The organism is Jiulongibacter sediminis (genome assembly GCF_001306455.1).
Lineage (GTDB): Bacteria > Bacteroidota > Bacteroidia > Cytophagales > Spirosomataceae > Jiulongibacter > Jiulongibacter sediminis.
Map to the genome: position 1 here is coordinate 272,046 of NZ_LGTQ01000005.1, position 12,562 is coordinate 284,607.

Annotated in this window: 12 protein-coding genes; 6 read left to right on the forward strand and 6 right to left on the reverse strand. The window is 41.1% G+C overall.

The window, feature by feature from the left end; translation table 11 throughout:
• Positions 1–9: 9 nt before the first annotated feature.
• From AFM12_RS01130 to AFM12_RS01145, 4 genes are all read left to right on the forward strand, one after another.
• The gene (locus AFM12_RS01130) at positions 10–2,172 is read left to right on the forward strand and encodes a TonB-dependent receptor (RefSeq protein WP_055143325.1); all 2,163 of its coding nucleotides are present in this window, start codon (positions 10–12) and stop codon (positions 2,170–2,172) included.
• A gap of 2 nt (positions 2,173–2,174) precedes the next feature.
• A complete protein-coding gene (locus tag AFM12_RS01135) occupies positions 2,175–2,735 on the forward strand; it encodes a helix-turn-helix domain-containing protein (protein WP_055145033.1) in 561 nt (186 codons plus the stop codon).
• Positions 2,736–2,745: 10 nt separating this feature from the next.
• Positions 2,746–3,003, forward strand: a complete 258-nt coding sequence (locus tag AFM12_RS01140; RefSeq protein WP_055143327.1) for a heavy metal-binding domain-containing protein — start codon at positions 2,746–2,748, stop codon at positions 3,001–3,003.
• A gap of 166 nt (positions 3,004–3,169) precedes the next feature.
• On the forward strand, positions 3,170–3,520 hold the full coding sequence (locus AFM12_RS01145) for a heavy-metal-associated domain-containing protein (protein ID WP_055145035.1): 351 nt from the start codon (positions 3,170–3,172) through the stop codon (positions 3,518–3,520).
• A 13-nt stretch (positions 3,521–3,533) separates the two neighbouring features.
• Here AFM12_RS01145 and AFM12_RS01150 read toward each other — a convergent pair whose 3' ends face one another.
• The 6 genes from AFM12_RS01150 to AFM12_RS01175 form a co-directional block, all read right to left on the reverse strand.
• A complete protein-coding gene (locus AFM12_RS01150; RefSeq protein WP_055143329.1) occupies positions 3,534–4,328 on the reverse strand; it encodes a cation efflux transmembrane domain-containing protein in 795 nt (264 codons plus the stop codon).
• 8 nt (positions 4,329–4,336) lie between these two features.
• Positions 4,337–4,717, reverse strand: a complete 381-nt coding sequence (locus tag AFM12_RS01155; protein WP_055143331.1) for a DUF3703 domain-containing protein — start codon at positions 4,715–4,717, stop codon at positions 4,337–4,339.
• Positions 4,718–4,847: 130 nt separating this feature from the next.
• Positions 4,848–5,603, reverse strand: coding sequence for an abortive infection system antitoxin AbiGi family protein (locus tag AFM12_RS01160; protein ID WP_055143333.1), 756 nt, complete (start codon positions 5,601–5,603; stop codon positions 4,848–4,850).
• Positions 5,604–5,782: 179 nt separating this feature from the next.
• On the reverse strand, positions 5,783–6,604 hold the full coding sequence (locus AFM12_RS01165) for a hypothetical protein (RefSeq protein ID WP_055143335.1): 822 nt from the start codon (positions 6,602–6,604) through the stop codon (positions 5,783–5,785).
• 175 nt (positions 6,605–6,779) lie between these two features.
• On the reverse strand, positions 6,780–6,986 hold the full coding sequence (locus tag AFM12_RS01170) for a heavy-metal-associated domain-containing protein (protein ID WP_055143337.1): 207 nt from the start codon (positions 6,984–6,986) through the stop codon (positions 6,780–6,782).
• Between the two features lie 237 nt (positions 6,987–7,223).
• Positions 7,224–9,410, reverse strand: a complete 2,187-nt coding sequence (locus AFM12_RS01175; RefSeq protein WP_055143339.1) for a heavy metal translocating P-type ATPase — start codon at positions 9,408–9,410, stop codon at positions 7,224–7,226.
• A 164-nt stretch (positions 9,411–9,574) separates the two neighbouring features.
• Here AFM12_RS01175 and AFM12_RS01180 point away from each other — a divergent pair, with 164 nt between their 5' ends.
• Both AFM12_RS01180 and nagA read left to right on the forward strand, forming a co-directional pair.
• On the forward strand, positions 9,575–11,428 hold the full coding sequence (locus AFM12_RS01180) for a hypothetical protein (RefSeq protein WP_165492333.1): 1,854 nt from the start codon (positions 9,575–9,577) through the stop codon (positions 11,426–11,428).
• Between the two features lie 10 nt (positions 11,429–11,438).
• Positions 11,439–12,533: an N-acetylglucosamine-6-phosphate deacetylase gene (gene nagA / locus AFM12_RS01185; protein ID WP_055143343.1), complete on the forward strand. Its 1,095-nt coding sequence runs from the start codon at positions 11,439–11,441 to the stop codon at positions 12,531–12,533.
• The last annotated feature ends 29 nt before the right edge of the window (positions 12,534–12,562 follow it).

The window sequence follows — 12,562 nt, forward strand, 5'->3', positions numbered from 1 at the left end:
TAAAAATCAATGAAATATATTATATCCTCTTTTCTGCTGCTTTTTGCTTGGCAGCTTAATGCACAAACGATTTCAGGGAAAATCCTTGAAAAACCTGATGAACCACTAATCGGAGCTAGTGTTCGTTGGGTGCAAAATCCTCAAAACGCCACTTTCACGGATGAAAATGGCGAATTCGAAATCCTGAGAAATAATCACCAGCATCAGTTGGTTATCAGCTATATTGGCTACGTCACTGACTCCGTTATGGCTCATGGCGATGGTCCTTTTACTTTTTACCTAAGTCCTGATAATCAGAATCTTGACGAAGTTGTGGTGAAAAGTTCTTCGACGGCCATCGACCGAATTTCACCAATGCAAACTCAGATAATCACAACTAAGGAGCTGGCCAAGGCCGCTTGCTGTAATCTATCTGAGAGTTTTGAAACCAATGCCTCGGTTTCTGTTAGTTATGCCGATGCTATCACTGGTGCCCGTCAGATTCAAATGATGGGGCTGGCTGGTAAATACGTGCAAACCAATATTGAAAATATGCCGGGTGTTCGGGGCCTCAGCATTCCCTTTGGCCTGAGTTATGTGCCGGGAACCTGGATTCAGTCGATTGACGTAGCTAAGGGAGTTTCTTCCGTAATCAATGGTTATGAGTCAATGTCTGGTGCTATTAACGTAGAGCTTCAGAAACCAGACCTTGCCGAAAGGTTGTACGCCAATGCCTATGTCAATGAGGTGGGTAGGGGAGAATTGAACCTGAACGCAGCTAAGACACTGAGCGATAAATGGTCGGTGGGTTTATTAACTCATGCTTCTGCCTTAAAAAATGAAGTGGATCGTAATGGAGACTCCTTCATGGATTTGCCTACTTATGATCAAATCAATCTGCTCAATCGTTGGAAGTACAGTGGAGAGCGGTTCATGGGCCAGGTGGGGATCAACTATCTCAATGAAAACCGTGAGGGTGGCGAAATCATTAATCCTGCTTTATCCAGATCCAGCTATAGATTCCTGAACAAAACACAAAAGTTTACTGCTTTCTCCAAAACAGCGATACTTTTTCCTGAAACCCCTTACAGGGGATTAGGCCTCATCATGAATGCCAGTTTTCTGGACGGAAATTCGCAGTTTGGTTTGAATAACTATGACTCAAAAGAGAATTCGTTTTATGCCAATCTCATCTATCAGGATATTTTTGGTAATACTCAACATACCTATAAAACGGGTCTGAGTTTTCTGGCTGATCAATACGATGAATCCTTTGATAATTTTGGAGATGCTCTGTTATTGAATCGTAATGAGATTGTGCCTGGAGCCTTTTTTGAGTACACCTATAATAAGCTTGATAAAACGATTTTAGTTGCCGGTCTAAGAGCAGACGCTCATAATCTGTTTGGTCTTCAAATTACACCGAGACTGCACCTGAAACAGGATTTAGGTTCATCTACAGTTATGCGATTGTCCGTAGGAAAAGGCATGCGGGTACCCACCCCGCTTGCTGAGAATTATGGAAAATTGGTGAGCTCAAGAAAAGTGGAATTGCAGGATGCGATTCAGCCGGAATATAGTTGGAATTTTGGGGGAAGTATCATACAATCCTTCGGCAAAAACACGTTGATTCTTGATGCCTACCATAGTTTGTTTACTTCTCAGCAAATTATGGATATGGAAACACCGGGCTCTCTGCTATTTTATCAAAGCTTTGACAAGTCTTACGCTACCAGTGCTCAGGCTGAGCTGATTTTGGTGCCTTCTGATCGTTGGGAGGTAAAAGCGGCCTGGCGTTTACTGGATGTGAAACAAACCATGAAAACAGGTGATGGTGGTACTCTTTTAGTGGATAAGCCTTTTGTTCCTCGTTCATTTGCGTTGCTAAATGTGGGTTATGCCATGCCTTATAATAAATGGAAAGCCGATGCCACCTTACAATACCGTGGTAAACAAAGGCTGCCCGGAAGTGATGAAAGGATTGATGGATTTGTGACCCTGAATACGCAGCTTAGCCGGAACTTCGTGAATTGGGAGTATTATTTAGGCGTTGAAAATTTGACTAATTTTAGACAGTCAAATCCAATTATTAATCCTCAAAATCCTTTTGATCAGGCTTTTGACGCAGGTCAAATTTGGGGACCAGTATTAGGAAGAATGGTTTATGCAGGAGCAAGATTCAGGATCAGATGAGCATGACAGAGTTACATATCAAAAACATGGTTTGCGACCGCTGTATTTTCACGGTCTCTGAATTACTCAATCAGTTAAAGGCCGATGTTAGTGGTGTAGAAATGGGGCGGGTTATTTTGAGTTCACCGCTCTCTGCCGATCAATCCGTTTTGTTTGAGCAAAAACTGAAGGCACTGGGTTTTGAGTTATTGAAAGACAAAGAATTGCAGCTGATTGAAAACCTAAAAACAGTCATTATTGATCTTGTCAGAAATCAGGAAGATGCCCTCCGGAAATATACGGTTTCGGCCTATATTGAGAAAGAAATAGGGAGGGACTATAAAACCCTCAGCACACTTTTCTCGTCTAAAGAAGGGCAGACGATCGAACATTTTCTGATTGCCCAAAAAGTGGAGCGGGTGAAGGAACTGATCAGTTATAATGAGTTAAGCATCAGTGAAATTGCAGATCGTTTGCATTACAGTAGTGTGGCTCATCTGTCAAATCAATTCAAAAAAATGACGGGTCTCACCCCCAGTCAGTTCAGACAAAAAGGTGAACGGAAAGCATTGGATAAAATTTAAAAAGATAAACATGAACAAAATTAAAATTGGCCTGATGGCCCTTCTGATGGCCTCTTTTGTGGCTTGTACCAATTCTGAAACGCAGGAAACTGCCGCCGAAGAACACATACACGAGCATGGTGATATGGATCATCATGATATGGAGGCCACTGAAATGGCAGAAGGGAAATACAGCTGCCCTATGGCTTGTGAAGGAGATAAAACCTATGACGAAGCTGGCAAATGCCCGGTTTGCGAAATGGACCTGGAGTTGGCATCAGCTGAGTAAAGAAAATAGGGGGTGAAGTCTTAATCTACTTCACCCCTTAATGCCTTAATATTTCCAAAAAAAACGACTCCAAATGCCTTCTTTGCCCTGTGGTACCCTGAGCTTGTCGAAGGGAGCCTGTCGAAGGGTGTCGAAGGGAGCCTATCAGACAATAAAAAATAGAAAAATGAAAAAGTTAATAACAATCTTACTGGCAACCATTCTTTTCAGCTTTTCGGCTGAGGCTCAAAGCCTCGGGCAATATGATGATGTGGTAAAAATCAAAACTTCGGCTATCTGCAAAATGTGCAAAAAGCGTATTGAAAGAGACCTGAGCCTGACAAAAGGAATTGAAAAAGCGGAACTCAACCTTGACAGTAAAGTGGTAACTGTGGCGTACAATGCGAAACGTACTGACCCAACAAAGATCAAAGAAGCGATCTCAAATATTGGCTATGATGCCGATGAGGTAGTAGCCGATCCAAAAGCTCATGATCGTCTGCCGGACTGCTGTCAGAAAGATGTGAAGCCGCATTAAGAGATAAACTCTATCACTTACTCAATTTCAAAATCCGGCGGGCTCCCTGAATCACAAGAATAAAAACAATAGTTCCAATGATGAGGTCAGGAGCGGCTGAATGCAGCCAATTGACCAGTAAACCAGCGACTATCACACCAAGGTTGATGATGACATCATTGGACGTGAAAATCATGCTGGCTTTCATGTGAGCTTCTTCTTTGCTTTTCGATTTTTGGAGTAAATACAGACAGACACCGTTTGCAATCAGGGCCAACACAGAAACCAGAATCATCGTACTGAAATCGGGAAGTTCTTCCTGACCCCAAAAACGTCTCAAAACCTCCAGAAAACCAATCAAAGCCAATGTGATCTGAAAGTAACCGGCTAGCTTGGCTATTTTCTTTTTTCTGACCAATGTGCCGCCAACAGCAAATAAGCTCAGACCATACACAAAACTATCAGCGAGCATATCCAGGCTGTCAGCCACCAATCCCATAGATTTAGAAAGAAGACCGGTACTCATTTCCAGTAAGAAAAAAACGAAATTGATTCCCAGAACAGCCCAAAGAAGCTTTTTCTGTTCGGTATTCTCTTCAAAATTACCTTCTTCAGTGGTTTCTGTGGAAAGAGGTTGGTCTCCAAGGTTTAGTTCATGAATAGCCGCCTCAAGTGGTGCAGGTTCGCCTTCATGATAAATAGTCAGTTTCCGTTTTTCAAGATCAAAATCAAGTTGTTTTACTCCCTCAAAACCATCCAGTTTCATCCTGATCAGGTTTTCTTCTGACGGGCAATCCATTTGACTGATTTTGAAGATGGTTTTGTTCATTTCAGTAATTAATATTGACTGGAAACTGCTGCTTTTTCAAAAATAGACATTAATTCAGGTTCAATAGGAAAAGGTTTAAGTGGCGGGACATTGGCTCCGCCCGGATTTCCAACAGGAATTTTTCCAACGAAGGACTTCACTCCACCAAAAATCAGTCGTGGTATTTGTCCGAGTATCTCTTTTCCGCTTTTGATTTTAAATCCGAATTGTAGCATCTTCCAATGAACGTAGCTATGTGCATACGGATATTTTTGTCCGATGATGTGGGCACGCTCTAAATGTTTCCACGCTTGGTTCAGGTTCCCCTCCAAATATTCAGACTGATAGTCCAATAGCTCTTTTTGGTAAAACGGTTTTAAACTTTTCGGTATGGTTGTATTGAATTTCATATCATCATTTTACGACAAGTATCAATTAGTTCACACTTTCCAGTAGTTTATTTCAAATGTTCCTCAACGTACCGAATATGAATCGTGGTGTGCTGCAAGCCACTATGATTTATATTCATTGTTAGGTGTTTTAAAAATCTGTTTTTATTCTCTCTGCAGAAATAACCCTTGTCATTAATGTACTTTTCTCATTGTCCGTAAATCTATCCATTTTTGTTATTGACTTAATCAAACTGGGAATTTGATTGTCATGTTTTACAATTAAATAGTTTACATCACCAGCATCAAAAATTAGAGATTTAGCTGATATTATTTTATTTTCTGTTTCGAGGATTTTCTTGTTTGTATATTTTTTAAAATCTAGTTGGAGCCTATTAAAATTATCTTCATAGGATAAAACATATCTCCATTCGCGTTCATCATAGAACTTATAATTCTTCAGTATTTTGCCCTTCCGCTTAAAGTCATCTCTGAAAGGTTTTATATACCTTAATAACTGTTTAATTTCGAAAAAAACATCATTTCTTCCGGTTGTAAACTCTAATTTCAAATCATTTCCTAACGAATTCAATCTCATCATAACATCCATAATTGTTTGGGCTGATTGCGAATTTGAGTCTAAATAAAAAATAGGGTTTAATCTATTTTTAACAGCCCAATTCATGGATAATCCGACTCCATAATATCCATAAACATCCAAATGTTTAGATATTTTTGACAATGGTATATCACAAAAGCATACCATTGGAAATGGAATTTCGAGATGAATGTGTTTTATCTTAATGTCTTCAAGTGAATACCGAGGCATAAATCCATTCTCGATTATGCCTTCGAGATTTTTTATAGTATTTGTAAAATGATATAGAGAATTACTACTTATTGCCACCTTCCATTTTAGTTTGTTTGAAAATTATTAGACCCAACGGTCTCGGGTATGAAACTTAGGGCATTTCAAAGCTCTTCATTGTCCGCATGAAACGAGCTTGGATAAGAGCCGAAAACGTTTCGAAACCACAATCTGCCCTATGTTTTATACCCATTGTTAGCAGCACGCCTTTTTCTTTTTTATAATGATACGTATTCAATTATTCGAGAAATGAATTGTCCTGCCGCACCGCCACTTTTATAACTGTCGGCTATTGTTGTTAAACTAGAAGCGACTCCTGTTCCATTCATTAAAAGAGTGCCAATTCTGTTCAATAAGGATTTGCTCTTTTCTTTTTGTCCTGATTTAACTGCGTCCAATAATTCATTTAGTGTTTTATGAAGGTCAGTTATATCAGTTTGATTAAGCGTTTCATTAATTAGCTTCAAATCTTCATTTGATATAGTTTCTACATTTAAGAATTCTCTACTGAGCGTTATATCAAATAGGTCATCTGCGATTACACTTTCATTTCTTGGAAACTCTTCTTCACTAATCTTTTTGGCGATACATTTAAAGCCAAAACAAACATAGTCGTAAATATTAAAGATGATTGAGCACCTTTTTTCTAAATGATTATATAATATCTGAATTTGTCCGGGTGGACGAGTAGAAAACTGCCCTGCAAAGCCCACAGGAATGAACGGTTTATCTTTAAACTTGATGATGTCGGGAATGTAGTTTTTAGGAAATAAAATTCCGACTACTGTACCACCTGGGACTCCATAATCATCACAAAAAGTAATTTCATTTTCCTTAGAGTATGTTCTGGTTTCCGCCCCTGGCTGTCTTTTCAAAACATTAATGTCTCCAAATAGTCCAAAAGGAAAGAACTCAGAGTCACTATCAATCTTAGTTCTTCTGTTTTCAAAAGTCCATTGAAAGTTGTCTGACGTGACTTGAAATACTTCTACTTTGCCGTCTTCGTTGACTTTCTGTATGACCATTAATTTCGTTATCATCTGTGTCGTCTATTTAGGTGGCTGCTAACGTACGAATATATGCAATTGCACATACCCTGCATACATGGACATATGTTTGATAACGAATAATGTTTGTATTTTCCTTAAAATAAGGTGGTTATGCTATTTCTAAAGTATCCGTTATTAACGGTTAAGTAACGGCTACAAAGAAAACCTATATTTTCTCCCCCTCATACCCCGCCTCTTTCAAAGCTGAGATGATTTCTTCGGCTGTAAAGATTTCGCCTTCTACGGTGAGGATTTTATCGGGGTTATCAGTGTCGACTTTCCACTCGTCTACTTCTTCCAGTTTATTGAGAAATGGAGTGACGGTTTTGACACAGTTACCGCAGTTGATGTTTGTTTTAAATTGTTGTTTCATTTTTTTTAAGATATAAGATTTAAGACAAAAGACGTAAGACAAGAGACTTTTTTTATTTTATCAAGTGTACCCACCTCGCCCTTTGGGCACTCCTCCCAGGAGGAGAATTTATTTCGGCTATCTGTCATCGGTCATCCCTGTCTGCCGACAGGCAGGCGTCAACGGTCATCGGTCAAAGACTTCCAACCTCAAACACCTGACAACAGACACCCAACATCAGACACCTAACACCCAACATCACGCTCCCCGCAACCTCAAACTATTCAACACCACACTCACCGAGCTGAAGGCCATGGCTCCGCCGGCGATCATAGGGTTAATCATAAAGCCGTTTATGGGATACAACAGTCCGGCTGCCAGCGGAATTCCGATCACGTTATAAATAAAGGCCCAGAAAAGGTTTTGGTTGACCGTTCGCATGGTTTGTTTTCCAATTTTCAAGGCCTGAGGTACTTTCAGTAAGTCGTTAGAGACAATCGCAATTTTGGCGACTTCCAGAGAGACGTCAGCTCCTGAGCCCATGGCTATACCAAGATCGGCCTGGGCCAGAGAAACGGAGTCATTGATGCCATCACCCACCATCGCTACTTTTCGACCAGCCTTTTGTTCTTCTTTGATGAAATCACTTTTGTCTGTTGGCAGGCAGGAGGCTTTGAAATGTTCAAGTCCGACTTCATTAGCCACAGCTTTGGCTGTTCCGGCGTTATCACCGGTCAGCATCACTACTTTATGTCCTGTTTGTTGAAGTAACTGTATGGCTTCTTTTGAGTTGGCTTTGACTTTGTCCTGAAGGGCCGCTATCGCCAAAAGAGTTTTTTGTTTTTCAGCCAGAAGGATAACCGTTTTACCTTCGTTTTGCCATTGAGAAACCAAGTGTTTTTGAGATTCATCAAAACTCACTCCAGACTCAACGATGAATTCAGGTGTACCTACTAAATAGGTTTTGTTTTCTATAACACCTTCTATTCCTTTTCCGGTCACTGATTCAAAAGAGCTCACATCCAATTTTTCAGTATCAATTGCAGAAGTGATCGCCTTGGCCAACGGGTGCTCAGAGAGGGCTTCCAGACTTTTTAAGATGCTTTTGGCATCGTCATGGTAGGTCTCAATATCTGAGAGACCGGGTTTCCCTTCGGTAATCGTTCCTGTTTTGTCCAAAATGATGGTATCAATTTCTTTGGCCGCTTCCAGACTTTCGGCGTCTTTGACCAAAATACCAGCATTGGCTGCTTTCCCAACTCCCACCATAATGGCCGTTGGTGTGGCTAGACCAAGAGCACATGGGCAGGCAATCACCAAAACCGACAAAGTAGAAACGAGGCCTAAGGCCAATTTATGCTCTCCCCCGAATAGCTGCCAAATCACAAAGGTCAGTACTGCGATGAGTAGAACAACCGGCACAAAAATAGAGGCAACTTTATCGACCATTTTCTGAACAGGAGCCTTGCTGCCCTGAGCGGCTTCCACACTGGAGATAATTTGAGAGAGATAGGTGTCTTTTCCTATTTTCTGAGCCAAAATCCGCAGGTTTCCGTTCTGATTGAGTGTTCCGGCAAAGACCTCCGATTTCTTTTCTTTCAACACCGGAACCGGCTCGCCGCTGATACTGCTTTCATCTACATACGATTCCCCCTTTTTAACTTTTCCGTCGACGGGTATCTTTTCTCCCGGCTTTACGATGACCAGATCTCCTTGAATCAATTCCTCCAATGGAACAGTTTCTTCTTCTCCATTACGAATTACGGTAACCTCTTTGGCCTGCAAAGACATGAGTTTTTTTAGTGCAGCCGAGGTTCCGCTTTTAGCTTTCTCTTCCAGAAACTTTCCGATCAGAATAAAGAAAATGACCACGCCTGCCGCTTCATAATAGACATGGGCTTCTATTCCTCGATCTAGAAAATAGGCTGGCGAAAAAGTATTGAAAAGACTAAAAACATAGGCGATTCCGGTACTTAGAGCCACCAGCGTGTCCATATTCACTGAACGATTCTTAGCTTGTTTCCAGGCATTGATAAAGAAATGTTTCCCGAAAACAAAAAGAATGGGAGTTGATAAGGCCAACATGATGTATTGAGAGTAGGGCCAGTGCATGCCGAACATCCCCACGATAAGCAAAGGCACAGAGAAAATTCCGGCCCAAATCATATTGGACTTCGCCTTTTGCACTTTCTCTGATTTGATCTCTTCGGCCTTTTCTTCTGAGTTTTCCTGTTCGATAAAAAGGTCGTAACCAATAGCCTGAACCTGCTTTTTCAGCAGCTCCAGATTTGTTTTATCCGGGTCAATTTTGACTCTGGCTTTTTCATTGGCATAGTTTACATCAGCGGTAATTACCCCTGGTGTTTCTCTTAAGACCTTTTCGATGCTGCCGGCACAGGCTGCACAAGACATTCCCAAAACCGGTATTTGAACTTCATTTTCCATACACAAATTTACGACGTACAGGTGCCTTCTGTTTATATCTATTTCGTTGGCTTTTGTATAATTTCACGTCAGGCTTTATTCGTTTATTTGACAAACCGAAAATTCGCAGTCACGCAAATTCTGCTATGAGAGTTATCCTGAGTATTTTTTTCTTCTTTTTTCTGATGAGTTGCTCCTGCAAAAACACGGAGAAAGTTTCATCTGAAAAGACTGTTTTGCAGTTGCCTCAAGACTCAAATCTCAGGAAGACGTCGGAAGCTCTTAATCAACAGGAAGCCACCGTGAAAGGTGAACTGAAATATGAGGGGAACAGAGCTCAGGAGCTTTCTGTATTGCGTTTTGAGAATCAAAACGAACTTAGAATTGAGGATCCGCTTTGGGATTCATCTTTTTTGCCTTCCACCAACGAAGAAAAGGTAGTTTTTTGGTCAACCGATCATTATCAAAAGGTTCGGGAAAATAAGCTCAGAAATGAGTCTATGGAGGAAATGAAAGGTTTTGATTTCGCTCCATTGATTATTCAAATGAAGAAATTACCACCCTGGGAGGCGGGTACTTTTGTACAGCACTATATCCATGTGCCTGATGGTGAACAGAAAAGAACGCAATGGACAGAGGGTAACCTTACTTACTTTTTCAGGCCTGAGAGTTACCAACATAATTTCGAATCTCACTTGCCTCAGTTTATTCATTCTTTCCCTGATTACAGTCTGCCTTCTAACAAATGGGGAGCTACTAACTTTTTTGCGGCAGAGGATCTTCAAAATTTGGCTTTAAGAAAAGGTTATCGTCTTACTGGCAGTTTCAGTACCCCTCCCTCTAACCGTATTGCCTATGATTATGATGAGTGGCTGTACAAAAGCGGAGCTCCACCAGCCTATGCTGTAAGTCAGGATAAGGTCAATGAATGGTTAAATCAGGTTGATGAAAAGCTTTTGCGTCGCAATTTTAAGACCTATGTGATTGATCGCCATCAGAATGTCAAACATTTGGTACTGAATTGGGAAGCCTTACGAAATCCTTACGGAGAGGGTATTGGCAAATTACAACGCACCCTTAAAATGTGGAAAGAGGCTTATCCTGACAAAACGCTTTCCATTTGGCCGCATGGACTCATGGAGCTAAACCGGGTCAATATTGAAGGGAATAATTATAAGTATAACCTGACCAAAGATTTGAATTTCAAAGGAAACCTCGATCAGTGGTACGGGCTATTAAATGAGCAAAGTCCGTTTACAATCAATGCCTTTTTCAAAGAAAATGCTGATCTCAATTATATTGGCGGTTATCTGAATTACCCCACAAACTACGGCTATGTACATCATTTTGTGATGCAGCATATAATGAACAAGAAATTTCAGCCTCGAAAACCGAGTGTGCTGATGTGGTGGCATAATCAGGAATATGTAGGTGGTTTTGATCTGGGAGAGAAATGGTTTAGTGGAGCTGATGGTCAGCCCTTAATGACCAGAATAAAGCCTATGGTTTTTCCTTCAACCATGCATAATGCCGCAGTTTGGGCCTTTGCTTTTTGTGATGGCGGCGAACTCTGGTCTGAACCCTGGGGGCGTTCAGATGATAAGACTTATTTGGGGGGGATGACCGAGGCTTTTGATACGAAAGGTCGGAAAGTGCCAACAAAATATGGACCTGTTCAGACCTCACAATATGCCATTCAGAATTATCAAAACATCGACCGGTGGGAGGCCGGGAAATGGGCGGTGAGTATGAATAAAGATATTATTGAGGCTCAAACAGAATGGACCTTTGTATCTTCGGCCCGAGAGGGAGAACGTTTTACACAAAATGACCAGCGATTACCTTCTTTTTCCCTGTATAAAAAAACGCCTTTAGTTGCTGCCAAAATGAACCAAGCACAAACTGAGGCTCTGATTTTGGTTTATGACGCATGGAATGATCCATTGAAGCAGGAAATTATTAAAGTTAAGCTCGGTGATCAGGTTTTTGACACCAAAGTTTTCGGGCGGTATACCTCAGTAGTAAGAGTACAATTATAGTAGAATGTTAATGAAAAATATCAAATGCCGGTACCTGTATGATGACGGCAAAGTCGCTGAGAATAAAGAGATTGTTTGTAAAGACGGAAAAGTATTAGAAGTCAAGGATTGCGAAGCTCCTTTTGATGTGGAGTGCCTTTCGGCTGCTTTTTTTGATACGCATATCAATGGGGGAGAAGAGTATTATTTGACGGAAAGTAATAGTGCAGAAGCTATAGAAGATATCTTTCAATCTTCAGTTAAAACCGGGACTTTCTACGTTTTACCCACCTTGATTACTTCTTCACAGGAGAACATCCTGAAGGGTATAGGCGTCATGAAAAAGTATATGGCAGATCATCAGGAGTCTGGCGTTTTGGGTCTGCATTTGGAAGGCCCTTTTCTGAATCCTGAAAAAAGGGGAGCTCATCTGGCAAAATATGTTAGAAAACCGACGGATCAGGAGATTGATGAAATTCTGGAGGCAGGCAAAAATGTAATACAGATCTGGACCATCGCTCCGGAACAGTTTACGGCTGAGCAAATTGAAAAAATAAAGTCAGCGGGTGTTACTATTTCTTTTGGTCATTCTAATGCCACTTTTGACCAAGCTCAGACTGGTTTTGAACAGGGTGTAACACTAGTAACACACCTTTTTAATGCCATGAGCGGGCTGCACCATCGTAAACCAGGTCTAGTGGGGGCGGCTCTTTCAAATGCTAAAGTTTGGGCTCCAATTATTCCTGATGGAAAACATGTTCAGTACGGAGCAGTTAAAGCTGCATATAAAGCCAAGGGGGAGAAATTATTTATCATTTCTGATGCCCTTTTTCTGGGAAGGAAAAAACTTGAGTTTCAATGGGAAGAGTTCGATGCCAAACTTGTAAATGGCGAATATGTGAATTCAGAGGGTAATCTGGCCGGATCTGCCATTTCAGTAGGGGAGGCGGTTAAGAACATGGTGGAGGAGGTTGGCGTTACTCTTCCAGAGGCGATAGAAATGGCTACGTTAAGACCAGCTACAGCGGTAGGGTTGGAGCATAAAGTTGGCCGCATTGCGAAAGGCTACCCCGCAGTGTTTACCGTTTTTGATCAAAGTCTGGAGAATTTTGAAGTTCTAAAATAAACCTATTTGATCTCAAATACCTAAGTGGT